This is a genomic window from Streptomyces flavalbus (assembly GCF_042674625.1).
GTDB lineage: Bacteria > Actinomycetota > Actinomycetes > Streptomycetales > Streptomycetaceae > Streptomyces > Streptomyces flavalbus.
Genome location: NZ_JBHTEB010000001.1, coordinates 297,425 through 323,019 on the forward strand (window position 1 = coordinate 297,425; position 25,595 = coordinate 323,019).

21 protein-coding genes are annotated in these 25,595 nt (G+C 73.0%); 15 read left to right on the plus strand and 6 right to left on the minus strand.

Going from position 1 to position 25,595, the window contains the following annotated elements:
- Positions 1–16 precede the first annotated feature (16 nt).
- A complete protein-coding gene (locus ACFQZ6_RS01305) occupies positions 17–1,912 on the minus strand; it encodes a LamG-like jellyroll fold domain-containing protein (RefSeq protein WP_381604468.1) in 1,896 nt (631 codons plus the stop codon).
- A 209-nt stretch (positions 1,913–2,121) separates the two neighbouring features.
- On the minus strand, positions 2,122–2,727 hold the full coding sequence (locus ACFQZ6_RS01310; protein ID WP_381604469.1) for a MarR family winged helix-turn-helix transcriptional regulator: 606 nt from the start codon (positions 2,725–2,727) through the stop codon (positions 2,122–2,124).
- Between the two features lie 159 nt (positions 2,728–2,886).
- On the opposite strand from ACFQZ6_RS01310, the gene ACFQZ6_RS01315 reads away from it, so the two are divergent.
- The 4 genes from ACFQZ6_RS01315 (at position 2,887) to helR (ending at position 9,034) form a co-directional block, all read left to right on the plus strand.
- Complete coding sequence (locus tag ACFQZ6_RS01315; RefSeq protein ID WP_381604470.1) at positions 2,887–5,163, plus strand: LLM class flavin-dependent oxidoreductase; 2,277 nt, start codon at positions 2,887–2,889, stop codon at positions 5,161–5,163.
- A 77-nt stretch (positions 5,164–5,240) separates the two neighbouring features.
- Positions 5,241–5,864: a dihydrofolate reductase family protein gene (locus ACFQZ6_RS01320; protein WP_381604471.1), complete on the plus strand. Its 624-nt coding sequence runs from the start codon at positions 5,241–5,243 to the stop codon at positions 5,862–5,864.
- A 32-nt stretch (positions 5,865–5,896) separates the two neighbouring features.
- Positions 5,897–6,730, plus strand: coding sequence for a glutaminyl-peptide cyclotransferase (locus ACFQZ6_RS01325; protein ID WP_381604472.1), 834 nt, complete (start codon positions 5,897–5,899; stop codon positions 6,728–6,730).
- A gap of 150 nt (positions 6,731–6,880) precedes the next feature.
- Positions 6,881–9,034, plus strand: coding sequence for an RNA polymerase recycling motor ATPase HelR (gene helR, locus ACFQZ6_RS01330; RefSeq protein ID WP_381604473.1), 2,154 nt, complete (start codon positions 6,881–6,883; stop codon positions 9,032–9,034).
- A 7-nt stretch (positions 9,035–9,041) separates the two neighbouring features.
- Here the strand turns inward: helR and ACFQZ6_RS01335 are convergent, their stop codons facing one another.
- Positions 9,042–10,058 (minus strand): aldo/keto reductase, encoded by a 1,017-nt coding sequence (locus ACFQZ6_RS01335; RefSeq protein ID WP_381604474.1) that lies wholly within the window; start codon positions 10,056–10,058, stop codon positions 9,042–9,044.
- Positions 10,059–10,213: 155 nt separating this feature from the next.
- Here ACFQZ6_RS01335 and ACFQZ6_RS01340 point away from each other — a divergent pair, with 155 nt between their 5' ends.
- The 5 genes from ACFQZ6_RS01340 (at position 10,214) to ACFQZ6_RS01360 (ending at position 15,373) form a co-directional block, all read left to right on the plus strand.
- On the plus strand, positions 10,214–10,807 hold the full coding sequence (locus ACFQZ6_RS01340; protein ID WP_381604475.1) for a TetR/AcrR family transcriptional regulator: 594 nt from the start codon (positions 10,214–10,216) through the stop codon (positions 10,805–10,807).
- 197 nt (positions 10,808–11,004) lie between these two features.
- Entirely contained in the window at positions 11,005–12,222 is a 1,218-nt protein-coding gene (locus tag ACFQZ6_RS01345; protein WP_381604476.1) for an ROK family transcriptional regulator, read from the plus strand.
- Positions 12,223–12,480: 258 nt separating this feature from the next.
- Positions 12,481–12,693 (plus strand): lasso RiPP family leader peptide-containing protein, encoded by a 213-nt coding sequence (locus ACFQZ6_RS01350; RefSeq protein WP_381604477.1) that lies wholly within the window; start codon positions 12,481–12,483, stop codon positions 12,691–12,693.
- 17 nt (positions 12,694–12,710) lie between these two features.
- Positions 12,711–14,588, plus strand: a complete 1,878-nt coding sequence (locus ACFQZ6_RS01355; RefSeq protein ID WP_381604478.1) for an albusnodin/ikarugamycin family macrolactam cyclase — start codon at positions 12,711–12,713, stop codon at positions 14,586–14,588.
- Positions 14,585–15,373 carry a lasso peptide biosynthesis B2 protein gene (locus ACFQZ6_RS01360; protein ID WP_381604479.1) on the plus strand — a complete coding sequence of 263 codons (789 nt, stop codon included), beginning with the start codon at positions 14,585–14,587 and terminating at the stop codon, positions 15,371–15,373. Before ACFQZ6_RS01355 ends, ACFQZ6_RS01360 begins: the two co-directional genes overlap by 4 nt.
- 138 nt (positions 15,374–15,511) lie before the next feature.
- Here ACFQZ6_RS01360 and ACFQZ6_RS01365 read toward each other — a convergent pair whose 3' ends face one another.
- The 3 genes from ACFQZ6_RS01365 to ACFQZ6_RS01375 all read right to left on the minus strand — a co-directional run bounded on the left by ACFQZ6_RS01365 (position 15,512) and on the right by ACFQZ6_RS01375 (position 18,268).
- Positions 15,512–15,649 carry a hypothetical protein gene (locus ACFQZ6_RS01365; protein WP_381604480.1) on the minus strand — a complete coding sequence of 46 codons (138 nt, stop codon included), beginning with the start codon at positions 15,647–15,649 and terminating at the stop codon, positions 15,512–15,514.
- Positions 15,650–16,101: 452 nt separating this feature from the next.
- Positions 16,102–17,337: a cytochrome P450 gene (locus ACFQZ6_RS01370; RefSeq protein ID WP_381604481.1), complete on the minus strand. Its 1,236-nt coding sequence runs from the start codon at positions 17,335–17,337 to the stop codon at positions 16,102–16,104.
- 85 nt (positions 17,338–17,422) lie between these two features.
- Complete coding sequence (locus tag ACFQZ6_RS01375; protein ID WP_381604482.1) at positions 17,423–18,268, minus strand: GntR family transcriptional regulator; 846 nt, start codon at positions 18,266–18,268, stop codon at positions 17,423–17,425.
- A gap of 303 nt (positions 18,269–18,571) precedes the next feature.
- On the opposite strand from ACFQZ6_RS01375, the gene ACFQZ6_RS01380 reads away from it, so the two are divergent.
- The 6 genes from ACFQZ6_RS01380 to ACFQZ6_RS01405 all read left to right on the plus strand — a co-directional run bounded on the left by ACFQZ6_RS01380 (position 18,572) and on the right by ACFQZ6_RS01405 (position 25,594).
- A complete protein-coding gene (locus tag ACFQZ6_RS01380; RefSeq protein ID WP_381617977.1) occupies positions 18,572–19,801 on the plus strand; it encodes an extracellular solute-binding protein in 1,230 nt (409 codons plus the stop codon).
- 2 nt (positions 19,802–19,803) lie between these two features.
- A complete protein-coding gene (locus ACFQZ6_RS01385) occupies positions 19,804–20,748 on the plus strand; it encodes a carbohydrate ABC transporter permease (RefSeq protein WP_381604483.1) in 945 nt (314 codons plus the stop codon).
- Positions 20,745–21,596: a carbohydrate ABC transporter permease gene (locus ACFQZ6_RS01390; protein WP_381604484.1), complete on the plus strand. Its 852-nt coding sequence runs from the start codon at positions 20,745–20,747 to the stop codon at positions 21,594–21,596. The genes ACFQZ6_RS01385 and ACFQZ6_RS01390 overlap by 4 nt, the downstream gene beginning before the upstream one ends.
- 42 nt (positions 21,597–21,638) lie before the next feature.
- Entirely contained in the window at positions 21,639–23,219 is a 1,581-nt protein-coding gene (locus ACFQZ6_RS01395; protein ID WP_381604485.1) for a beta-N-acetylhexosaminidase, read from the plus strand.
- Positions 23,220–23,232: 13 nt separating this feature from the next.
- Positions 23,233–24,657, plus strand: a complete 1,425-nt coding sequence (locus ACFQZ6_RS01400; protein WP_381604486.1) for a cellulose binding domain-containing protein — start codon at positions 23,233–23,235, stop codon at positions 24,655–24,657.
- A 220-nt stretch (positions 24,658–24,877) separates the two neighbouring features.
- The gene (locus tag ACFQZ6_RS01405) at positions 24,878–25,594 is read left to right on the plus strand and encodes an FAD binding domain-containing protein (protein WP_381604487.1); all 717 of its coding nucleotides are present in this window, start codon (positions 24,878–24,880) and stop codon (positions 25,592–25,594) included.
- Position 25,595 lies beyond the last annotated feature (1 nt).

Genomic DNA, 25,595 nt, shown 5'->3' on the forward strand with positions numbered 1-25,595 from the left:
TGTTCGTGATCCTCCCCTAGTCGGCGAGGAGCATGAACTCCTTCGGGCTCAGCGCCCGGTCGACGAGGCGGGTGTCGCCGATCCAGCCGTAGAAGCCCTGCCCGAACCGCTCGGCGAACTGGGTGCCGCCGATGACGAACGGCTTGCCGAGGGTCTCGATGCCGGTGGCGGGCTGGGACGGGTTGCGGGCGATCTTCGAGCCGTCCACGTACATCACCGTGCGGCGGCCGTCGTTGACGACGGCGATGTGGGTCCACCGGCCCACCGGCAGCGCGTGGCTCCACGAGGTGGGGTCGGCGTCCTGTACGTCCGGGTAGAGGACGAACTGGAGGAACCGCTCCGGGGTGACGTTGAGGCTGCACGTGGGCTCGTCCGGCGACCAGCCGGTGGTCTTCCCGGCGTCGCCGTTGCGGCCCTCCCAACTGAGGATGCCCATCCAGGCGTGGTCGCCCTCGTAGGGGTCGGGCAGCTTGACGAACGTCTCGATGGTGAAGCCGCGGCGGAACTTGAGGCTGTTCAGGGGTGCGTCGGCCTTCGTGGTGAGCACCGCGCCCCGGTCGGGCTGCTTGCCGCCGTCGAAGCGCAGGCTGGCGTGGGCGGGCTGGTCGGTGTGGTGGTCGCCGGACCAGGTCAGCACGTCCGCGGCACTGCTGTGCAGCAGCCGTACGGTGAGGTCGTTGCCGTTGCCCGACAGGTCGCGGGCGACCGTCCCCGGCGACACGGCGGCACCGGGACGTCCGGCGCCGGACAGGCCGTCGGCGTCGAAGCGCCAGTAGGCGACGGTGCCGCGCGGCATCACCCGGTGCGCGGGGCGCGGCCTGGGCGCGGTGACGGGGGCGAAGCCCTGGAACCGTTCGGCGAAGGGGACGGCGAGGCTGAAGCGGTCAGTGGGACCGGTGAGTTCGATGGTCTCCTCCTCCAGCGGGGTCCGCCTGGCGGGGTCCCGGGCGAGGAACCAGGGGGCGAAGGTCTGCACGTCGATCGTGTCGCGGGCGAGGTCGAAGGCGTAGAGGCGGATCATTCCGGCGCCGCCGTAGTAGCGGTCCTGGTAGTTGGTGATGTGGACGTGGACGTCGTGGCCCGCGTCGTTGGTGAGCACGGTCCGGCCGGGCGGCCAGTAGTGTCCGCCGAGCGCGAGGAAGATCTGGTCGTTGCCACGGATGAGCCGGTCCCACAGCCGCTGTCCGTTGCCGGACAGGTGGGCCTCGCCGTCGTCGTCGGCCCAGGCGAGGTCATGGGTGGTGAGAACGGCGGGGAGGGTGGGGTGGCGGTCGAGGACGTCCTGCGCCCAGGCCAGGCCCTTGTCCGAGGCCCGCCAGTCGAGCGCGAGGACGAGCCAGTCGCGGCCCGCCGCCGTCAGCACGTGGTAGCTGTTGTAGCCGTCCGGCGAGGCCCCGCCGAAGGTCGGCATCCCGCTGAACCGCCGGGGCCCGAACGCCCGCAGGTAGGCGGTGTCGCCGCGCTGGTCGTCGGTGCCGGAGGAGATGTCATGGTTGCCCGCGAGGACGCTGTAGGGGACCTTGCCGTGCAGGGTGCGGAAGGTGTCGGCGGCGAGTTCTATCTCGTCCTCGGTGCCGTGTTCCGTGACGTCGCCCAGGTGCGTCATGAAGGCGATGTTGGCCTCCCGCCGCTCGGCGACGAGGTAGCGGAACGTCGCCCGCAGCGGCTCCGGGTCGGCGCTGTCGGCGTCGAAGAGGTACTGCGTGTCGGGCAGCACCGCCAGGGCGAAGCGCGGCGACTCGGCGTCGAAACGCCCGCCTGGGGCGGCGGTCCCGGCGAGGGGCGCGGCGCTGACCGCCGTACCGGCACCGAGCGCGGAGACGGCGGCGCCGACGGCGGGGACGGTGACCGCGGCCTGAAGGAGTCTGCGGCGGCCGGGCGTTGACGAATGTGGGTTGTTGGGGTTGCTCATGCGATCTCCCGTGGTGGGGGCCTGTCCCCCGTCAGCGAGGATCGTGAGTGTCGGTGGCAAGCGTGGGGAGAAGCGGCGCTGAACGCACGGCGCCCCGTGTGGGGCGGGTGCGCCAACTGGGACCGCTGGGCCGCCGTCCGGGCTCAGACGCGGGGGCGCCCCGGCTCAGGCGCGAGGCCATCCCAGCTCAGACGCGGGGGCACCCCGGCTCAGACGCGAGGCCGCCCCCGCCCGCGACGCGCTCCGCGGGCGGGCCGCACGGTACCGGTGCCTGGGCCGGTGCCGGTGCCGGGGCCGGTGCCGGTCCCGCCCGTCTCCGGCCGTCCGGTCAGTTCGCGCTCCACGGCGTCCGCTTCCCGCGCCACCGTGAACAGCACGTCGACGAACACCTTCCGCGACTTCTCCGGCACGGCGGCGAGGAACTCCCCCTCGACCCGCTCGACCCGGGCGCTCAGTTCGCCCCAGAGTTCCGTGCCGCGGGGGGTGGCGAGGACGTGCCGACTCCTGCGGTCGGCGGGGTCCGGCTTGCGCTCGACGAGACCGGCCGCCTCCAGGTCGTCGAGGAGGTACGTCATGACGGTGCGGTCGATGCCCATGCCGTCGGCGAGGGACCGCTGGCTGCCCGCCTCACCGCGGACCGCGGCCGTCAGGATGAAGTAGCCGCGCGGCCCGCCGGGCAGGTCCGCGACGGCCGCCTCGACCGCGCGCGCGTAGGCGCGGAAGAGCACACCGATCGCGTAGCCGAAGACGTCGTCCATCAGCGGGGGCCTGGCCGCTGGCCCGCCCGGCGCGCCGTCCGCACGTTTCGAGGTCACGCGGGCCACCCTACGACACCCGGCCGGAAACCCCGTTTACGCAGGCCAGCGCCCTGCCGGGTATCCCGGAATAGCCCGCGAAGCAGACGTGTTGCAAGAACAACCATCTGCTGAGCAGATGAATGGCTCAGCAAAGCAATCCGCGATCAAGGAACCTCGATGCCCGACTACGGTCACGAACTCCTGCTCGGCACCTTCCTCACCCCCGCCGCGCACGACCCCCAGCGGGTCGTGGCACTGGCGGAACTCACGGAGGCGGCCCAGCTCGACGCCGTCACCTTCCAGGACCACCCCTACCAGGCCGACTTCCTGGACACCTACACCCTGCTGGCCTGGGTCGCCGCGCGCACCGAGCGCGTCCGCGTCGCGGCGAACGTGACCAACCTGCCCCTGCGTCCCCCGGCGGTGCTGGCCCGGCAGGCGGCCAGCCTCGACCTGCTCTCCGGGGGCCGGTTCGAACTCGGCCTCGGCGCGGGCGCCTTCCTGGACGCCGTACGCGGCATGGGCGGCCGGGACCTGACGACCGGACAGGGCATCGGCGCCCTGGACGAGGCGATCGACCTCCTGCGCGGCGTCTGGGACGTCGACCAGCCCGGCCCGCTGCGCTTCGACGGCACGTACCACAAGGTCCCGTCGATGCGGCGCGGCCCGCGCCCGGCGCACGACATCGGGATCTGGCTCGGCGCCTACAAGCCGCGGATGCTCCGGCTGACCGGGCGCAAGGCCGACGCCTGGCTGCCGACGCTGGAGTACATCCAGACGCCCGGCATGACCGAGGCGAACAAGATCATCGACGAGGCGGCGACAGCGGCGGGACGTGATCCGCGCGAGATCCGGCGGCTGCTCAACCTCTTCACCGTGGACTTCTCCGCCACCCGCCGGGGCCTTCTCCAAGGACCCCCGGAGCAGTGGGTGGAGGACCTGCTCCCGTTCGTCCTGGAGGAGGGCTTCTCCGGCTTCTTCATCGGCCGCGACGACCCGAGGCTGATCCGCACCTTCGGCGAGGAGGTCGCCCCCGCCCTGCGCGAGGCGGTGGCACGCGAGCGGGCGACGGCCGGGACGAGCACCGCGCCCGCCCGCCCGGCCACCGTGCTCGCCAGACGGCACGACACCCTCGACTACGACGCCCTCCCCGCGTCCCTCGCCAGCAAGGCCGTCGAACCGGGCGACCGGGCCTACGACGGCGTACGGCACACCTACACCCGCACCGGCTCCCCCGCGCTGGTCATCCGCGCCGAGAACACCGACGACGTCGTGGCCGCGCTCGCCTACGCCCGCGAGCAGCGCGCCGACGTCGCGGTGCGCAGCGGCGGCCACGGCGTCAGCGGCCGGTCGACCAACGACGGCGGTGTCGTCATCGACCTGTCGAGGATGAACGCCGTGGAGGTGCTCGACCGGGCGTCCGGCCGCGTCCGGATCGAGCCCGGCGCGCGCTGGGGCGAGGTCGCCCGCGCGCTGGCGCCCTACGGGCTGGCGATGAGTTCGGGCGACTACGGCGACGTCGGGGTGGGCGGCCTGGCCACGGCCGGTGGCGTCGGCCTGCTGGTCCGCAAGTACGGCCTGACGATCGACCATGTCACGGCGGTGGAGATGGTCGTCGCCGACGGCCGGGTGCTGCGCGTGGACGCCGAGCACCATCCCGACCTGTTCTGGGCGGTCCGCGGCGCGGGCGGCAACTTCGGCGTCGTGACGGCCTTCGAACTCCAGGCGTACGACGTGGAGGACGTCGCCTACGCCACGCTGGTCGTGGACGCCACCGACACGGCGGACTTCCTGGTGGAGTGGGGGCGCCTGGTGGAGGCCGCCCCGCGGGAACTCACCAGCTTCATGTCCCTGTTCCCCGCCCGGCGCGGCGGACCGGTCACCGCCCGGGTCACGCTGGTGTACGCCGGTGACGACGTGGAGGGCGCACAGCGGGCCTTCACCCCGTTCCTGAACGCCGGGCCCGTCCTGGACCAGCAGGCGCGGCTCGTCCCGTACCACGCGGTCGTCGCGCCGACCGGGCACACGCACCAGGGCGCGGGCCTTGAGGACACCCGCAGCGGGCTGCTGGAGCACCTCACGCGGGAGGCCGCCGAGATCGTCGAGGAGACGATGAAGTCGGGTGACGTGCTGATCATGCAGTTCCGTTCGCTGGGCGGCGCGGTGCACGACGTGCCCGCCGACGCCATGGCCTGGTCGCACCGCACCCAGCACTTCTCGGTGCTCGCCGCGACCGCCCCGGAGTGGGTGACCCGGATGAACGCCCACTGGGCCCGGCTGTACCCGCACCTGAACGGCATGTACCTCAGCTTCGAGACGGACACCGACCCCGCCCGGCTGCTCGACGCCTTCCCGGAGCCGGTCCTGACCCGGCTGCGCACCCTGAAGGCGCAGTGGGACCCCGACGAGGTCTTCGACCGCAACTTCAACATCCCCCCGGCGACGGCGGGATGACCGCCCGGGGCGCCCCCACGGTGGAGCGAGGACGCGGAACGGCTGCGCCGGACGGCGGGGTCGCGGAGGATCTGACCATGAGACTGACGATCGTCGCGAACGTCTCCGTCGACGGAGTGATCCAGGGCCACCGGCACATCGCGGGCGAGGAGGGCGACGGGGGCTTCGAGCGCTTCGGGTGGGCGCCGCCGCTGCTCGACGACGAAGCCTCCGGGTTCATCACCGCCGCCTTCCAGCGCGCCGACGCGTTCCTGCTCGGTCGGCGGACCTACGAGATCTTCGCGGGCTCCTGGGGTGCGGGCACGGACCCCGGGAACCCCGTCGGGGAGACGCTGAACACCCGGCCCAAGTACGTCGTCTCGACCACGCTCACCGATCCGCGCTGGGCGCGCACGACCGTCCTGTCCGGCGATGTCGCGGGCGGCGTCGAGCGGCTGCGGGCCGAGCCGGGCGGTGAGCTGCAGGTGTGGGGCAGCGGCACCCTGGTCCGCTGGCTGCTCGGGCACCGGCTGGTCGACGGGTTGGTGCTGATCACCTACCCCGTGGTCGTCGGCCAGGGCACCCGGCTCTTCCCCGGCGAGGGACCGGACTACGGACTGGAGCTGACCGACCTGCGGTCCACGGCCAAGGGGCTGACGATGGGGACGTACCGCACCACCGGTCGCCCGCGGTACGAGGGCGGGCCCGCGCGTCGCACATGACAGGACGGGGCCGCGCTGTCACGGTGGGCGCCATGCGCGCCCCTGTCCTCCGCGGTTCCGCCGTCGTCGCCGTGGTGTCCGGCGTCCTCGTGGCCGCCGCCCTCGCCGTGGGCGGCCGGGAGCCGGACGGCTCCGGTGGTGCCGTACGGCTGCGGGCGCGGGTGCTGGAGGTGCTGCCGCATGACCCGGGGGCGTACACGCAGGGGCTTGAGGTGCGCGGGGGCCGGTTGTACGAGAGCACCGGGAGGTTCGGGAAGTCGACGGTCACGGTCGGCGCGCCGGGGAAGGACCCGGCGGTACGGGTGCGTCTGCCCCCGGGGTTCTTCGGCGAGGGGCTGACCGTCGTGGGGCGCGGGGTGTGGCAGCTCACCTGGCGCAACGGGGTCGCCGTCGAGCGTGACGCGCGGACCCTGCGGGAGATCCGGCGGGTCCGCTACCCCGGCGAGGGCTGGGGGATCTGCTACCAGGCGGGACGCGGGCGGGTGGTGACCAGTGACGGTTCCGCGTGGCTGACGTACCGGGACCCGGAGTCCCTGGCGGTGACGGGACGGGTGCGCGTCATCATGCCGGGCGGGGGTCCGGTGCGGTCACTGAACGAGTTGGAGTGCGTGGGCGACAGCGTGTACGCCAACGTCTTCGAGCGGCAGCGGATCGTCCGTGTCGACGCGGACAGCGGACGGGTGACCGGCGACATCGACGCCTCGGGGCTGCTGGAGCCCGGGGAGCGTGCCGGGGCCGGGGTGCTCAACGGGATCGCGGCCCTGCCCGGCGGGGAGGAGTTCTGGCTGACCGGGAAGAACTGGCCGAAGATGTTCCGCGTGCGCTTCGACGCGGCGGCGGCGGAGGGCGGAAACGGCCCGGAATGAACGAAGGCAAGGAGTACCCGGACTCCTTGCCACTCTCAACTTATAGCGCACGGGGGGCCTTGCGGCAAGGCCCCGTCGGTGCCGCACAATCACCGACCTGAGCGGGAAACCCGCCCCTCTTCGTGGTCTCAGATCGGAGCCCCCATCATCGTGAACCCCCTGACCGTCAGCGCCTTCGACCTGCCCGACCGGCTCGCCGCCAAGGCCGACCCCGCGCTGATCGCCCAGGACGAGCGGCACTTCGCGGCCGTGGCGCGGAGCCTGGAGCAGTCCGTCGCCGAGCTGTCCGACCAGCTCGCCGAGCGGCGCCGGGCGCCCGGTGGCGTCGGCCGGGAGGCGCTGGAGCGGGACGTGGAGATCCACCGGCTGACCGCGCGGCTGCGCACGCTGCGCCGCTTCGGCCTCGACCTGTGCCTCGGCCGCGTCGTCACCGCGGACGACCCCGAGCCCGTCTACGTCGGGCGGCTCGGTCTCACCGACAGCGAGGGGCGCAGGCTCCTCGTCGACTGGCGCTCCCCCGCCGCCGAGCCGTTCTTCGCGGCCACGCACGCCAACCCGATGGGCCTGGTCAGCCGCCGCAGGTACCGCTGGAGCGGCGGCCTGGTCAGCGACTACTGGGACGAGGTGTTCACCGCCGAGGGCCTGCGCGGGCACGCCGCGCTGGACGATCAGTCGGCGTTCGTCGCCAGCCTGGGCGGCAGCCGTTCGGCGCGGATGCGGGACGTGCTGGCCACGATCCAGGCCGACCAGGACGCCGTCATCCGCGCCGGGTCGCGCGGCGCCCTCGTCGTCGACGGCGGGCCCGGCACCGGCAAGACCGTCGTCGCCCTGCACCGCTCGGCGTACCTGCTGTACTCCGACCCGCGGCTCGGGCAGCGCCGGGGCGGTGTGCTGTTCGTCGGCCCGCACCGGCCGTACCTGGACTACGTCGCCGACGTGCTGCCCAGCCTGGGCGAGGAGGGCGTGCGGACGTGCGTCCTGCGGGACCTCGTCGCCGAGGGGGAGGACGCGGTGCCCGAGGCCGACCCGGAGGTGGCGCGGCTGAAGTCGTCGGTGGACATGGTGCGGGCCGTCGAGACCGCCGTCAGGTTCTACGAGGAGCCGCCCGCCGAGGGCATGACGGTGACGACGGACTGGTCCGACGTCTGGCTCAGCGCCGACGACTGGGCGGAGGCGTTCCGGGCGCCGGGCCCCGGCACCCCGCACAACGAGGCGCGCGAGCTGGTCTGGGCGGAACTGGTCTCCATCCTGCGCGACAAGCACCGCGGCGAGGACGTCCCGCCGGAGCTGTTCGACAGGTCGGTGCGCAACGACCGGGAGCTGGTCGACGCCCTGCACCGCGCCTGGCCGATGCTGGACCCGGCCGACGTGGTCGGGGACCTGTGGTCGGTGCCCGCGTACCTCAGGCTGTGCGCGCCCTGGCTCACCCCCGAGCAGGTGCGCGCGCTCCAGCGCCGGGACGCGCCCCAGGCGTGGACGGTGTCCGACCTGCCGCTGCTGGACGCGGCCCGGCAGCGGCTCGGTGACCCACGAGCGGCGGCGCGCAGGCGCGGGCGCGACGCCGCCGTGGCGGCCGAGCGGGCCAGGATGGCGGACGTCATCGACACCGTGCTCGCCGCCGACGACGACGGGGAGGGCGCGGTGACGATGCTGCGCGGCCGGGACCTCCAGGACACCCTGATCGACGAGACGGCGCTGCCGGGCACCGGCGTGGACCGGCTCGCGGGTCCGTTCGCGCACATCGTGGTGGACGAGGCGCAGGAGCTGACCGACGCGGAGTGGCAGATGCTGCTGCTGCGCTGCCCGTCCCGGAGCTTCACCATCGTCGGGGACCGCGCCCAGGCCCGGCACGGGTTCACCGAGTCCTGGCGGGAGCGGCTGGAGCGGATCGGGCTCGACCGGGTCACGGTGGCCTCCCTGACCCTCAACTACCGCACCCCGAAGGAGATCATGGCCGAGGCCGAGCCGGTGATCCGGGCCGCGCTCCCGGACGCCAACGTGCCGGTCTCCGTGCGCGCCAGCGGCGTCCCCGTCACGCACGGCGTCGTCTCCGACCTGGGGCCGGTCCTCGACGACTGGCTCGCCGCGCACGCCGACGGTGTCGCCTGCGTCATCGGGGACCCCGCGTTCCGGCCGACGGCCCGGGTCCGGTCGCTGACGCCGGAGCTGTCGAAGGGGCTGGAGTTCGACCTCGTCGTCCTCGTCGACCCGGAGGGGTTCGGGGCGGGTGTCGAGGGTGCGGTGGACCGCTATGTGGCGATGACCCGGGCGACCCAGCGGCTCGTCGTCCTCACCGGCTCCTGACCCGGCGTCAGCGGCGGCGCAGCGCCGGGTCGAGCAGGGCGGGCGGGGTGTCGAACTTCTCGTGCGCGGCAAGGTCGGTGCCGGGGGCCACGATCTCGTCGATCGCGTCGAGCACGTCGGCGGGGAGCACGGTGTCCGCGGCGGCGAGCTGCGTCCGCAGGTGGTCCGGGGTGCGGGGGCCGATGAGGGCGCTGGTGACGCCGGGGTGCGCGGTGACGAAGCCGAGCGCGAGCTGGATCATCGTCAGCCCCGCCGCGTCCGCGACCCCGGCGAGCCGCTCGACCGCGTCGAGCCGGGCCTGGTTGGCGGGCAGGGAGGTGTCGAAGCGTTCGGGCAGGAGGCCCGAGCGGTGGGTGGTGATGTCCCGGCCCCTGCGCACCGCGCCGGACAGCCAGCCCGACGCCAGCGGGCTCCAGGCCAGCACGCCGAGCCCGTACTCCTGGGTCACGGGCAGGACGTGGGCCTCGATGCCGCGCTGGAGGATGGAGTAGCTGGGCTGTTCGGTGACGTACCGGCTCAGGTGGTGCTCGCGGGCGGCCCACTGGGCCTGCACGATGCGGTAGGCGGGGAAGGTGGAGGAGCCGAAGTAGCGGATCTTGCCCGCGCGCTGGAGGTCGGTGAGGGCGGAGAGGGTCTCCTCGTCGCTGGTGGTCGGGTCCCAGCGGTGCATCTGGTAGAGGTCGACGTGGTCGACGCCGAGGCGGCGCAGGCTGTCGTCCAGCGCGGTGACGATCCAGCGGCGCGAGCCGCCCTGGCGGTTGCGCTCGCCCATCGGCATGGTGGCCTTCGTGGCCAGCACGATGTCGTCGCGGCGGCCCGCGATGGCCTTGCCGACCATCTCCTCGGACTCGCCGTGGCCGTACCAGTCGGCGGTGTCGATGAGGTTCACGCCGCTCTCCAGGGCGGCGTCGACGATGGCGGTGGCCTCGTCCTGGGTGGTGCGGCCGATCTGGCCGAAGTTCATCGCGCCGAGCGCGAGGGCGCTGACCTGGACGCCGGTGCGCCCCAGGGTGCGGTACTGCATGACGGAACTCCTCGGAGGGTCATGGAACGGGTGGGATTGGTCGCCGGACCCGCCGCTCTGGCATGATGGGCAACCGGAACCACGTTCCGGAACGATACGGAACAGCGTTCCACTTTGGCAAGGGGGATCGGCGCACGGATGGAGGCACGAACGCGGTGAGCGAGCGCGACGAGGACGCGGGGCGCGCGGCCCGGTCCACCCGGAAGGACGCCCAGCGCAACAAGAAGGCGCTGCTCGACGCGGCGGCGGCGGTCTTCGTCACCTCGGGCGTGGACGCGCCGGTGCGCGCGATCGCGGCCGAGGCGGGCGTCGGGCTCGGCACGATCTACCGCCACTTCCCGACCCGGGCGGACCTGATCATCGCCGTCTACCGGCACCAGGTGGACGCCTGCGCCGAGGCCGGTCCGGAGCTGCTGGCGTCCAGCGCGACGCCGTACGCCGCGCTGGGCCGGTGGATCGACCAGTTCGTCGACTTCCTGGTCACCAAGCACGGCCTGGCCGCCGTACTCCAGTCCGACAGCACGGGCTTCGACGCCCTGCACGCCTACTTCCTCGACCGCCTGGTCCCCGTCTGCACCCAGCTCCTGGACGCGGCGACGGCCTCCGGCGAGATCCGCCCCGGTCTGCGCGCCTACGAACTCATGCGCGGCGTCGGCAACCTCTGCGTCGGCGCGGAGAACGACCCCGACTACGACGCCCGCCGCCTCGTCGGCCTCCTCGTCGCGGGACTGGGGCGGCCAGCGGGGTGACGGCCGCCAGCGCGCGACTTTCGTTTTCGGTCAATTTTGATTCCTTGTGATTGCCGCATTCCCACGTCGGAGTTCTAGCGGCCCCGCAGAGCGGGGACTTAATCGAAGTCACGCCACGTTCGAATCGAAGATCCAGGTGCTACGGTGCGCATCAGCCGACAAGGCTTTGCGGGGGCGAGCAGTGATCGGGGGGCTCGATGACCGACGTCCGTGATTTCTTCGACCAGTTCCCGGCGACGGCCACGCGGGGGGTCAATCGCAGGAAGGTCTTCCTGGCCGTCGCGATCAAGGCGGACACCCAGGTCGGCATCGCACGGCGCACCCTCCTGTCGCAGGCCACCGTCTCCACCGCGATGAAGGAACTCGACCGGGCCGGGCTCACCCAGGGCACCAGGGCCGAAGGGCTGGGTCGCGGCGGGAAGGTGGGGCTGGCCCCCGTCGACGAGGTGGGCGTGGGCGTCCATCTGGGCTTCAACCACGTCACCGTCGTCGCCCGCAGGCTCGACAAGGACTTCGACGAGGTGGCCGTCCGCGTCAACGCGGAAGGCGTCAGCCGGGGCTGGCAACGGGCCCTGCCCGTCGTCAAGGAGCTGATCGTCGACGCCGTCGAGGAGACGGGCCGTCGGCGCCACGACGTGTTCTCGCTCGGCATCGCCGTACCCCGGATGATCAACCCGCGCACCGGAGCGTTCACCCCGCCCTTCCTCCACCCCTGGCGGCCGGGTGACGATCCGGCGAAGGACCTCCAGGCGTTCCTCGGAGTGCCCGCCATGATCGACAACGACGCCAACCTCGGCGCGCTGGCGGAGCAGACCTACGGGACCAGGGAACACGCGGAGACCGTCGTCTACGTGAAGGCGTCCACAGGTGTCGGGGCCGGGATCATCGTCCACAACAGCGTGCTGCGCGGGGGCGGTGGCATGGCCGGGGAGATCGGACACCTCACCGTCGACCCGAACGGCGCCGTGTGCCAGTGCGGCGGGCGCGGCTGCCTGGAGACGGTGATCGGCGCCGAGCCGCTCATCGCCCAGGCCCGTGCCGCCCGCCACCGGACCAGCGCCGCGGCCTTCGAGCAGTTGGAGGACGTGATCCGGGCGGCCAGGGAGGGCGACGCCGTCTGTATGCGGGTCGTCCATGACGCCGGGCGCACGCTGGGCCGGTCCCTCGCCCAGTTGTGCAACCTCATCAACCCCGACCTCGTGGTGGTCGGCGGCCAGTTGGCCGAGTGCGACCTCCTGCTGGAAGGCTGCCGGGAGACTCTGCACCGCTTCGCCCTCCCCGGCGCGGTCGCCGAAGGCAACGGCTTCGCCCTCACCCGGAGCGAGCTGGGCACCAGGGCGGAGGCGCAGGGCGCTTTCGTCCTCGGCTTACGCGGCAGGGAGAACGCGCCCGCCACGGGGGCGGTCGACGACTGAGTCCCCGTTTTCGCCCCTTCGCTCTTCAAAGAGATGGAGGGACCGACGGGGAATCCCCGTTTCTCTTCGAATGAGTGATTATCCTTCATCAACAGCGATCACCGGCTCATGGTGGGACGCGTACCGATTGCCCTTACCACGTCGCCGACGCCTTTCCGATTCGCGACCTGCCCGCAGAGAGCAGTCGCTATCCTGACGGTCTCTCGGCTTTCGAATTTCCCAAGGCAGTCGTGCCCATGACGTTGAGGCGGCCCGATGATGGATGCCACATTGACCACATTCCTGTACGACCGGTTCGTGCGCGGGCGGAGGAGCGCGGAGCAACCCTGCCCGGGGTCGGACTCCCCCTCCCCCGGTGACCCGGTTCCCTATGAGGCACCGTCGCTGGTCGACCTCGGCCATGTCCGAGAGGTCACCCTGGGGAGTTCGCCCAGCGGCAGCGCGGACGCCAATGCCCAGTACTACTGGTAGAGCCCGTCGTGGCCCTCATGCCCGCCCCCTCCCACGCCACCGCCCCGGCAGCCCGGTCCGGCCGTCTTCCCCGAGGGCCCGCGATCGCCGCCTTCCTGCCACCCACCGGCCCCTTGCCGCCCGAGCCCGCCGACCGGGTGTGGTCCGCGGACGACCGGCTGTGGTCCTGGGGCTCCTGGTACGACGGTGAGCTGACCGTCACCGAGTGCGGGCGCACCCGACTGCTCGCCGTGGGACAGTGCCTGGCCAGCCCCCGGCGAATGCGGGAAGACCTGGAACGGTCGGTCCGGGACGGCCGGTGGGAGAGACTGACGCGGTGGCCCGGCGCCTATCTGCTCCTGGTCGCGGAGGACAGCGGCCACCTCACCGCGTACACCGACCCCGCGGGCCAGTTCCCGCTCCACTACGCCCACCGCGACGGGCGTACCGTCGTGTCCACGCGGGCCGCGGCGGTGGCCGACCTCGCGCGGACGGGAGGCGCCGCGGACACGCTGGCGCTGGCCGCGCACGTCGTCTGTCCCTCGGTGCCGGAACTCGTGGAGGGCCGGACCGCGTTCGCCGGAGTACGGCGGCTGGAGCCGGGACAGGCGCTGCGCGTCGCTGCGGACGGCACCGTCACCCGCTGGACGTACACGAGGCCGGGCCCGGTCGACGGGGTCCGGTTCGACGAGGCGGCGCTCCGGCTCAGGGACGCCCTGACGGAGGCCGTCGCACTGCGCGCCCGTGGCCAGGGCCGGGTCACCTCCGACCTCAGCGGAGGAATGGACTCGACCTCGCTGGCCCTGCTCGCCGCCGCCCAGACCCCCGACGGACTCGACGCGTTCGTCTACCACCACCCCGACGCCTCGGCGGGCGACCTGGACCACGCCCTGCGGTACGCCGAGGCGTCGCCCGGCGTCCGGCTCCACGTCACGCGGGGCGACGGCACGTCGCTGCCCTATCGCCGGATGGAGACGCGCGGAGCACCCGACCAGCCCGACCCGGCCACCGCCACCGTGCTGCGGCAGCGGCTGCGCCTCGCGCACATCGCGCACGCGGGCGGCAGGGCGCACCTCACGGGCGAAGGCGGTGACGCGCTGCTCGCCACACCCCCCGCCGCCCTCGGTGACCTGGCCGCCTCGGCCGGGCCGCGTCGGCTCCTGCGCGACGCGCACGCCCTGGGCCGACTGCGCCGTGTCTCCCCGGGAGGTGTCGCCCTCCGGGCGCTGCGCCTGGCGCACACCCCGATGGACAGGGCGCTGCGGGAGCTGGCGGCGCGGCTGGAGAACCCGCTGGCACGCCCGGTGCGGTGGCCGGACGCCATCAGCTGGTGGCCGCCCCCCGGGCCGGAGGCCGCCTGGCTGACCACCCGGGCGCGCCGGGAACTCGCCGGGCTGGCGCGGGAGCGGGCGGAGGCCGAGCGCCGCCACCCGACGGGGCTGACGCCGGGCACCCGGGCGGTCCTCGCGGAACTCCACAACTCGGCGGTGACGCACGGCCAGTTGGTGGAGTTGGGACGGGAGTTCGGGGTGTGGCCGCAAGCCCCCTTCCTCGACGGGCGGGTGGTCCGCGCCTGTCTGAGCCTGCCGGTGCCGGAGAAGGCCGACCCGTTCACCGTCAAGCCGCTGCTCGGCGCCGCGCTCGCCGGTCTGGTCGCCGCCCCCGTGCTGCGGCGGCGTACCAAGGGCGACTACGCCGCCGAGGACTACCTCGGTGTCCGCCGGTCGGCCGCGGACCTCAGGGCACGGCTCGCCCGGACGCCGCTCGCCGACCTCGGCGTCGTGGAGCCGTCCCGGGTCATCGCCTCGCTCGACCAGGCGGCGGCCGGGCTCGCCGCGCCGTTTCCCGCGCTCAACCGCCTGCTGGGCGTGGACGTGTGGCTGCGCACCCGTAACGGGGACGAGGAGACCTCATGACGATGATGAGCGTGCCCGACCATGTGTGGGAGAGCCATGTCCCGCACGGCGGCAGTGTGCTGCTCGACGTCCGCTCCGGTCACTGCTTCGCGATGAACTCCGCGGCGTGGACGCTGTGGCAGGAGTGGCGGCGCGGTCAGGACTTCGACTCCGGGGTGCGGGTGATGGCGGACCGCTACCCGGCGCCCTACCACGAAACGCTCCGCGACGACGCCCGGCGGCTCTTCGACGAGCTCACAAGCCGGGGGCTGCTGACCGTGGGCAGCCTGAAGAGCGGCGCTGCCGGTGTTCCGGGGCCGGACACCGCGCCTGTCGGCGCCGAGGTGCCCATGGCGGCCGTCCGGGCCTGGCCGGGCGGCGCACCGTCGGACGGGGCCTGGTCGGGCGGGGCCCGCGCGGTGCGCGACGTGTGCGGCACGGTGCTCGGCGGGCTCGGCCTGCTGGTCGCGCTCCTGCTGATCCGCGTGCCGTTCCGGGCCCTGGTGCGTGTGGTGGGGTGGACCGAGGGCAGGTGGTGCCGCGCGGAGGCGACCCGGTCGCAGGCGACAGCCGCCCTGGAAGCGGTCCGGCGGGCCGCGGTGCTCTATCCGGGGCGCGCCGCCTGTCTGGAGTTGTCGCTGGCCACGCTCGTGGTCCTGGCCTTCACCAGACGACGCGTGGTGTGGTGTCTCGGCGCGGCGGTCGATCCCTACCGGTTCCATGCCTGGACGGAGGCGGAGGGCGTACCGGTCGGGGCTCCGGATGAATACGGCGGTGCCGCGTTTCGAAGAATTCTCTCCGTGTGATCCCGCCAGGTCTTCAATTCGCAGCTCCAGCACGGCACGAGCAATTCCCTACTCGTCGGTTCCGGGGTGCGCTAGCCTGAAAAGGAGAAGGGCGGCCCCCGGTTTCCGGTAGCCGCCCCGTGAGGGATCACGACTTCCTCACATGACCTGGAGAAGCGGGTCGATCAGTGTCGTCCCGGTCTGGTCCCGCGTCAGCACGCCCAGGACCACGAGGATGACGACGATGACCACTCGCACCTGGTGCCACTCCACGGAGATGGCACAGCGGGTGGTCATCGTCATTTCCATACCCATGTCTTTCACCTCCCTCCCTCTGCGGGTGCGAATTCCAGTGTTCTCCGCGCCCGCGCATAAGGCAACGGCCTATGGCGGCGCTGGAGTTCTGGTCGTGCGACACGGTGGGACCCCGACCCGCGGAGCGGATTTTTCAATTCAAAGAGGTGCGGCGGGAACTGGGGGGCGATGGCGTGGAGAACCCCATTTTGAAAACGCTCTCCGGAGGTGCCGTTCATTGTCCGGCGTGATCACCGGGAGTCCCTGACCGGAGTGCGCCGGGACAGCGGCGGGCCGCCGCCCCCGCGGCGCGGGGAGGGTGTCGCTCGTACGAATCGAAGGTGAACGGGCGGTTGCCGCCCGCCGCCCGGTCCGATTGGGCGCCGGACGGCCTGACAGTCGGCCTCCTGCCGCCACGGGGGCGAGGGACGCCAGCCCCCTGAATGTGACCGATATCACACAGGCAGGGCGGTCCGCCGTACGGTCACGCTCAGCGGTGCCCGGAAGGACAGCAGGCCGAGCATAGGGGTGGTCGGGACGTCGGGGGTGAGGTGGAGGTGGGGGAGGTGGTGGGCGGCCTTGCGCAGGGCCACCGTCGCCTCCGTGCGGGCCAGGGCCGCGCCGGGGCAGCGGTGGCGGCCCGCGCCGAAGGCCAGGTGCTGGCGGATGTTCGGCCGGTGCGGGCACATCCGCTCCGGGTCCGGGAAGACCTCCGGGTCGGAGCCGCTGCCCAGGAGCAGGAGGAGCAGTGGTGCGCCCGCGGGCAGGTCGACGCCGCCGAGGCGCACCGGGCGTGCCGTGGTCCTGCGCCAGGTCGTGACCGGGGGTTCGCGGCGCAGTACCTCCTCCACCCAGGCCCCGGCCGTCTCCGGGTGGGTGGCGCGCTGCCAGAGGCCGGGTTCCTCCAGCGCGCGGCGCAGCACGGTGGCGATGAGCTGGCCGGTGGTGGACTGACCGGCGATGAAGACGAAGAAGCAGGCGCCGACCGCCGTCTCGGCGGGCAGGGGCGTGCCGTCGGGCAGGCGGTGCCGGGCGAGGGCGCCGAGGAAGGAGTCGGCGGCGGCCGAGCCGTCGCGCACGGTGACGGTCAGCCACTGGTGGAACTCGCCGACCAGTTCCGCCAGTTGGAGTTGGCGCTCCAGCGAGGGCCTGCCCCAGAACAGTTCCAGCGCGGCGTCGCTCCAGCGGATCAGCCGCGCCTCGTCGACGCCCCCGATGCCGAGCAGTTCCAGCAGCACACGGCAGGGCAGCCGCTGGGCGTAGGCCGTGAAGAGGTCGTAGGGGCGGCCGGAGGCGAGGTGGTCCGGTGCCGGGGCGAGCAGGTGGTCGGCGGTGCGTTCGATGACCGGTACGGCGGTGGCGACGCGTCCGGCGTGGAAGAAGCGGTTGACCAGTCGGCGCAGTCCGGCGTGGCTGTCGGTGCCGTTGTTGGCGAGCGCGGGCGCGATGCGCAGGCCGACCCGGGCCAGTACCCGCAGGACCGGCACGGGCAGGGGGGTGACGGCGTCCTGGGCGTTGTCGGGGCGGAAGGCGTCGGGGTCGAGCAGGACGCGGCGGATGTCCTGGTGGCGGCTGACCAGCCACAGCCCGGTGCCGGGGTCGTGGTGGACCGGCGCCTCGACGCGCAGCGCGTCCAGCCACGGGTAGGGGTCGCGGACGAAGGCGTCACCGAACAGGTCCGGGATGATCACGGCCGGACGCTAACACGGTCCCGCCGCCCTGACCGGCGGTAAGTGCCCGGCGTCACCCGACCGACAGCGGGCGCCCGGCGTCACCTCACGGCCCGTCCTGCACCACCCCCCGCGCGGAGAACGTGACCGGGTCGCCATGGGCCAGGTCACCGGGCGGGATGCCGGGATGGTGGCCCTCGCCCGGGGTGGCCGGGCGGGTGCGCGGGCCGAGCGCCAGCCGGGAGACGATGCGGTAGCGGTCGCCCCGGTAGAGGGAGTGGACGTACTCCACCGGGCGGTCGTGGGTGTCGGAGGTGAGGCGCTCGAAGAGCAGCGCCGGGGACAGTTCCGGCACGTCGAGCAGGTCGGCCTCGGCGCGGGTGACGACGGTGGGCTCGATCGACTGGACGGCCTCGCTGACCTGGACGCCGTGCCGGTCCTGGAGGTGCTCGTACAGGTCGCCCTGCTCGAACTCCGCACTGGTCAGGTCGGGCAGCAGGGCGGCCGGGACGTGCAGGTGCTCGATGGCGATGGGCGAGCCGTCCACCAGCCGGAGCCGGGCGACGTAGCGGATCTCCGCGGCGGGTGAGATGCGGAGCTTGCGGCCCACCCGGGCGCCCGCGGGGAGGGTGCGGAACTCCAGCAGTCGGCTGGTCCAGGCGCCGCTGGCCCGGGGGAGGCTGAAGGCGTGGGCGTCGGGGGCCAGTTCCTGGGTGATCTTCTCGGCGGCGACGAACATGCCCCGGCCGTGTTCGCGCACCAGGAGTCCGGCGGCGACCAGTTCGTCCACGGCGGCGCGCAGGGTGGGCCGGGAGACGCCGAGTTGGGCGCAGAGCGCGCGCTCGGAGGGGATGGCGTCGCCGGGGCGCCGGGCCTCGATGAGCTGGAGGACCGCGTCCCGGACGCGCTCGCGTTTGAGTACCGCGCCGGAGGCGGTGGCGTCGATCTCCATGCAGGGGCTCTCGTTCGTCGTCGGGGCGGCGGGCGGTACGCGCGGCACTGATATGGCCCTGACCGCAACTGGTCTGCTGGTCAGCAGAGTCTAGTTCACACTCCGGCATCTTCTCCGCCACCCTCCGCGAAATTCCCTGTCCACAGGGAGGGTTGACGCCGCGATTGGTCTATGCCACCTTCATCCGACATCAACTGGTAAGCCCTTGGCGGCCAACTGGTCAACCAAGAGGTTCCGCGTCCCCAGGTATCCCAGAGGTGAACCGTGAAAGCCCACTCCCGCGCGCTGCTCGCCGCCCTGCTCATGGCCTCGGGTCTCACCGCCTGCTCCTCCGGCGACGAGCCGGGGGGCACCGCGGGCGGGAGGACCGCGCTCGACGTGTGGCTGATGCGCGACAGCGTCTCGGCCGCGTTCCAGGAGGAGTTCGAGACGGGCTTCGAGAAGGCCCACCCGGAGATCGACGTCAGGATCCAGATCCAGGAGTGGGAGGGCATCGGCGAGAAGGTCACCGCCGCCCTGGCCAGCAACGACGCCCCGGACGTCATCGAGGTCGGCAACACCCAGGTCGCCCAGTACGCGCAGAGCGGCGGACTGACCGACCTCACCGACCAGGTCGCCGCGCTCGGCGGCGACGACTGGCTGAAGGGCCTCGCGGAACCCGGCGCTCACGACGGCAGGCAGTACGGCATCCCCTACTACGCGGCCAACCGCGTCGTCGTCTACCGCACCGACCTCTTCGAGAAGGCCGGGGTGGACGCCGAACGGATCAGGACGCGCGAGCAGTGGATCGCCGCCACCCGCAAGCTGAACCAGGACGGCACGCAGGGCATCTACCTCCCCGGACAGAACTGGTACACCCTCGCCGGGTTCATCTGGGACGAGGGCGGCGACCTCGCCGTACGGGCGTCCGACGGCGAGTGGCGCGGCGGGCTCGACAGCCCCGAGGCGCTGCGGGCGATGGCCTTCTACCAGCGCCTCCAGGCGCTCGGCGACGGGCCCAAGGACTCCGACGAGGCCCAGCCGCCGCAGGCCGAGGTGATGGCCAAGGGCGAGGTCGCGCAGATCATCTCCACGCCGGGCGGCGCGGGCGTCGTCGTGCAGAACAACCCCGAACTGGAGGGCAGGCTGGGCTTCTTCCCGATCCCCGGCAAGACCGCGGCGACCCCGGGCGCCGTCTTCACCGGCGGCTCCGACCTCGTCGTACCGGCCGTCGCCGCGCACCAGGACGAGGCGCTCACCTTCATCGGGGAACTCACCGGCGACACCTGGCAGAAGAAGCTCGCCGTCGCCATGAGCTACGTGCCCAACAAGACCACCCTCGCCGGTGCCGTCGCCGCCGACCCCGGCGCCGCGGCGATGGCGGTCGGCGCCGCGAACGGCCACGCCACGCCCAACACGCCCGAGTGGGCGGCCGTCGAGGCGAAGAACCCGATCAAGGAGTACATGACGGCCGTCCTCACCGGCCGGGACGCGAAGTCCGAGGCGGCCAAGGCGTCCCGCACCATCACCACCACCCTCAACAGCGGTTCCTGACCATGGTCTCGGTCGCCGAGAAGCTCCCGGAGACCGTGGCGCGGTCCCGCCCGCGCCGCCGGGTCTCCCCCTGGCCGTACGTCCTGGTCGCGCCCGCGGTCCTCGGGATGCTCTACCTGCTGCTGTACCCGCTGGCCAGGGCCGTGCTGATCTCCTTCCAGGACTTCCGGCTGCGGCAGCTCATCCTGGGTGACGCCGACTTCGTGGGGCTGCGCAACTACCGGACGCTGCTGTCCGACCCGCGCTTCTGGGCGGTGGTGCGGCGCACGTTCGTGTTCATGGCGGTCAACGTGGTGCTCATCATGGTGCTGTCCACGCTGGTCGCGCTGATGGTCGAGCGGCTCGGCAGATTCGCCCGCACGGTCGTGCTCAGCTCGCTGGTGCTGGTGTGGGCGGTGCCGGTGGTGGCCGCCACGACCGTCTTCCAGTGGCTGTTCCACTCCCGGTTCGGGATCGTCAACGAGGTGCTCACCGGGCTCGGGTTCGGCTCGTTCGAGGAGTACCCGTGGTTCGCGCACGGCGGCGCCGCCTTCGGCATCGTCGTCGCGCTGGTCGTCTGGCAGTCGGTGCCGTTCGCCGCGATCACCCTGTACTCGGCGCTGACCACCGTCCCCGTGGAGCTGTACGAGTCGGCGCGGATCGACGGCGCGGGGGCGGCGCGGGTGTTCCGCTCGGTGACCTTCCCGCTGGTCCAGCCGATCTTCATGCTGGTGCTGTCCCTTGAGGTGATCTGGACGTTCAAGGCGTTCGTGCAGATCTGGGTGATGACCCGCGGCGGCCCCAGCGACGCCACCACGATCCTGCCGGTGTACGCCGTGCAGACGGCACTCGCCGAGCAGCGCTACGACCTCGGCTCGGCCGCCTCGATGCTGACGGTGCTGCTGATGAGCGGCGTCCTCGTCGTCTACTTCCGCCAGTTGTTCCGTCAGGAGGGCGAGCGCCCGTGACCACCTCGACGCGCCCACTGCGCCGGGCCGCGCGTCGGCTGCCGCTGAACCTGGCCGCCGCCGTGACCGTGGCGATCTGCCTGTTCCCGGTGTTCTGGATGGTGGCGACCGCGTTCAAGCCGTCCCGGGACATCCAGTCCGAGAACCCGCGCCTCCTCCCCGAGGAGTGGACGGTCGACCACTTCCGCAGGGCGGTCGGCGCCGACGGGTTCGCGCTGTTCTGGCGCAACAGCGCCCTCGTCACGCTCAGCGCCGTACTGCTCTCGCTCGTCGTCGCCCTCGGCGCCGCCTACGCGGTGGCGCGGCTGCGCTGGCGGGGCCGACGGCAGTTCATGCTCGCGGTGTTCATCGCGCAGATGGCGCCCTGGGAGTCGCTGATCATCCCGATCTACATCATCTCCCGGGACACCGGGATGCTCGACCGGCTGCCGACGCTCACCCTGGTCTACTTCATGATCACACTGCCGTTCACCGTGGTGGTGCTGCGCGGCTTCATCGCGGGTATCCCGCCCGAGCTGGAGGAGGCGGCGCAGGTCGACGGCTGCACCCGGCTCGGCGCCTTCCGCAGGGTGGCGTTCCCGCTGCTGGCGCCCGGCCTCATGGCCACCTCGCTGTTCGGGTTCATCACCGCCTGGAACGAGTTCACCTACGCCAACTTCCTCATCATCAAGCAGCAGGACAGCCGCACGCTGCCCGTCTGGCTGTCGTCCTTCCAGTCCACGTTCGGCACCGACTGGGGCGCCACCATGGCCGCCTCCACGCTCTTCGCGCTGCCCGCGCTGATCGTCTTCCTGCTGCTCCAGCGCCATGTGACGGCTGGGCTGGCGTCCGGAGGCGTCAAGGGCTGACACCCGCGTCCGCCGACCGCACGGATACCCCGGAGACCCTCTGTGGACCTGCCACGACCCGCACCCGACCTCGCCCTCGTCCCCCGCCCCCGCGAACTGCGCCGCCGCCCCGGCCGCTTCCGCCTCGACGCCACCACCCGGCTGCGCACCACGCCGGGCACGGAACCGGCCGCCGCCCTGCTGCGCAGCTACCTCGGGCTCCCGCTCCGCCACGCCGACGACGGCACCCTCGTCCTCGCCCTCGACAGCGCCCTCGGCCCCCGGCTCGGCGACGAGGGGTACGCCCTCACCGTCGCCGCCGACCGGGTGCTGCTGCGCGCGGCACGCCCGGCGGGCCTGCTGTACGGCGTCCAGACCCTCCGTCAGCTCCTCCCCCACCGGGCGCTGTCCGCCGGGCCCCGGCACCCCGCCGACCGCTGGGAACTGCCCGGCGTGGAGATCACGGACCGGCCCCGGTACCCGTGGCGCGGCGCCATGCTCGACGTCGCCCGGCACTTCCAGCCCGCCTCCTACCTGCGCCGCTACGTCGACCTGCTGGCCCTGCACAAGCTCAACGTGCTGCACCTGCACCTCACCGACGACCAGGGCTGGCGGATGCCCGTCGCCGCCTACCCCCGGCTCACCGAGGTCGGCGGACACCGGACCGAGTCGATGTGCGGGCCCGCGGGCAGCGACCGCTTCGACGGGCGCCCGCACGGCGGCTCCTACACCCGGGCCGAACTGACGGAGCTGGTCGGCTACGCGGCCCGGCGCGGCGTCACCGTACTGCCGGAGATCTCCCTGCCCGGCCACGTCCGCGCCGCGCTGGCCGCCCACCCCGAACTCGGCAACGACCCCGCCCGCCAGCTCGACGTGTGGACGAGCTGGGGCGTGTGCGAGAACGTGCTCGGCGTCGGCGACCACGTCCTGGACTTCTTCCGCACCGTCCTGGACGAGGTGACGGACATCTTCCCCTCGCCGTACGTCCACATCGGCGGCGACGAGTGCCCCACCACGGAGTGGGAGCGCAGCCCCGCCGCGATCGCCCGCGCCTTCCGCGAGGGGCTGTCCGGACCGCACGAACTGCACGGCTGGTTCCTGGCGCGGATCGCCGACCACGTCGTCCGGGCGGGCCGACGGCCGGTCGCCTGGGCCGAGACCGACACCACACTGCCACCCGAGTGCACGGTGATGAGCTGGCGCGACCCCGCGCACGCCTGGGCCGCCGCCCGGCGCGGGCACGAGGTGGTGTACGCCGACCACCGCACCACCTACCTCGACTACGCGCGCTCCACCGGCCCGCTGGAGCCGCCCGCCCAGCCCGGCCAGGTCGTCGACCTGCGCACGGTGTACGGCCTCGGCCTCGCGCCCCCGGACGCTTCCGCGGAGGCGCGGATCCTCGGCGCGCAGGGCCAGTTGTGGACGGAGTTCGTCCGCACGGCCGCGCACCTGGAGTACCTCGCCTTCCCCCGGCTGTGCGCCCTCGCCGAGCGGGTCTGGCACCCCACGGCCGACTGGGACGACTTCGGCGCCCGGCTGGCCGGGCACCGGGGGCGCCTCGACGCGCTCGGCGTCCCGCACTCGGTCACTCCCCCACGACCCTCCCGCAGCGAACAGCGAGCGGGAGCCCTCCCCCCGAAGTGAAAGGAACCCGCGGATGAGAACCCGTCCGACCGGACCGCGCGCCCGTTCCGCCCTGGCCCTCACGGCCCTCCTCGGCAGCGCCGCCCTCTTCGCGCTGCCGTCCGGCACCGCTGCCGCCGCCGACGGCACACTGGCCGTGCAGTACCGCACCAGCGCCAGCGGCGCCACCGCCGACCAGAGCGAACCCTGGCTCAAGGTCCGCAACACCGGCACCGCCCCGGTGCAGTTGAGCCAGGTGAAGGTCCGGTACTACTTCAAGGCCGACGCGCCCGGCGCCAGCTACCGCTTCGCCTGCTCCTGGGCGGTGCGCGGCTGCGCCGCCATCACCGGCACGTTCGGCACGCTGAGCAACCCGACCGCGACCGCCGACCGCTACCTGGAGATCGGCTTCACCTCGGCCGCCGGGTCGCTGGCGCCGGGCACCGACACCGGTGACATGCAGTTGCGCTTCTACCAGTCCAGTTGGCAGACCCTGCGGCAGAGCGACGACTACTCCTTCAACGGCGCCCAGACGTCGTACGCCGACTGGAACAAGGTCACCGCCCAGCTCGCCGGGGCCACCGTGTGGGGCACGGCGCCCGCGGGCAACGACCCGACCGATCCGACCGACCCCACGGACCCGCCGGGCGGCGGCCAGACCCTGTTCGACGACTTCGGCTACACCTCCCACACCGACCCGGCCGTCTCCGCGCACGGCTGGAACATCCGCGCCAACGCGGGCGGCCCGGGCGTGCCCGGCGCGACCTGGGACCCGTCCAAGGTCACCTTCACCACCGAGGGGGGCAACTCGGTGATGAACCTGGAGACCTCCACCGCGGGCACGGGCGCCTCCACCCGGCACACCGAGGTCCTCACCAAGGCGACGAAGTTCAAGAACGGCACCTACGCCGCCCGCGTCCGGTTCCCCGACGCGCCCAAGTACGGCCCGGACGGCGACCACGTCGTGCAGACGTTCTTCACCATCAACGACCTCAAGGCGCCGATGGCGGACGACTACGCCGAGTACGACTTCGAGTACCTGCCCAACGGCGGCTGGGGCGAGCCGTCCAACATCCTCTACACGACCTCCTGGGAGACCTACAACCCCGACCCCTGGCAGGCCGTCAACCAGCACACCGAGAGCAGGCGGAGCTTCACCGGCTGGCACGACCTGGTGGTGACCATCGACAACAGCGCCATCACCTACTACGTCGACGGGCAGCACTTCGGCACCCATGACGCCGCGTACCTGCCGGAGCGGCCGATGTCGATCAACTTCAACCAGTGGCTGATCGACCTGAACGGCCAGACGTCGACGACGGCGCGCGCCTACGACCAGGGCGTGGACTACGTCCTGCACGTGAAGGACCAGGTCCTCACCCCGGCGCAGGTGGCCGCGAAGGTCGCCGGGTACCGCGGTGCGGGCACGTCGTTCGTGGACGAGGTACCCGCCGTCTGACCTGGTCACCGGGCCGGGTCTGTGGCGGCGCGCGTGCGGGGCGTGCTTGCGTGAGCCCTGCACGCGCCCCCCCGGCGGGCGGTGAGACTCCCCTGTCGGCGGGCGGTTGACCGAGGGGCCGCCCGCCCGTTGGAGGGGCCGCGCGCCCTTCGGAGGGGTCGCGCGCCCCTCGTCCCGCCGTGCCGAAACGTCCCGCCGCACCGAAAGGCAGGTGGCCGCCGTGCTGTTGCGTCTGCCCACGTCCGTGTCCGAAGCGCAGGAGTGCCTGGCCGAGGGGGCGATACCCGTTGGCGGGGCGACCCTCGTGTGGGCCACCTGGCAGCGGGACGGCTTCCCCGCACTGGCCATGTCGCTGCGGGAGTTGCCGGAGGCGGGCGTGCTGGAGCCGGAGGCCGTCGGCGGGGCCGTGCCGCTGCACCGGATCGACGACCGGGTGCCGGACGTGCTCCGGCTGGCCGCCGGGGGCGTGGGCACCGGTGCCGTGCGCCGGGCGGCGACGGTGGGGGGCAACCTGGTCGGCAGCACGCTGCGCTGTCTGCTGCCCGCGGCGCTCGCCCTGGACGCCCGCGCGACGGTGCTGGAGGCCGACGGCGTGCAGGAGGCCGACCTCGCCGAGGTGGTGGCCAAGCGCCCGGTGCTGCTCGGCCTGCGGTGGCGGACGCCGGTCGCCTCCGCCTACCGCAAGCTGCCCGGCGAGCCGGGCGGGCCGCCGCCGCTCGTGGTGGCCTCGGCGCGGCACGCCGGGAACGGCACGGGCGACCGGCTGCGGGTCGCCGTACGCGACGGCTACGAGGTGCTCAGCGGCGGCGCGGACGTGGCCGCGGGTGCCGAGGCGGCCCTCGACGAGCTGCGGGGCACGGCCCTCGGCGAGGCACCGCCCGCGGCCTGGGAGGTCGTGCGGTCACAGGTCGCCGGTCTGGTGGACGGCGACGGCTGAC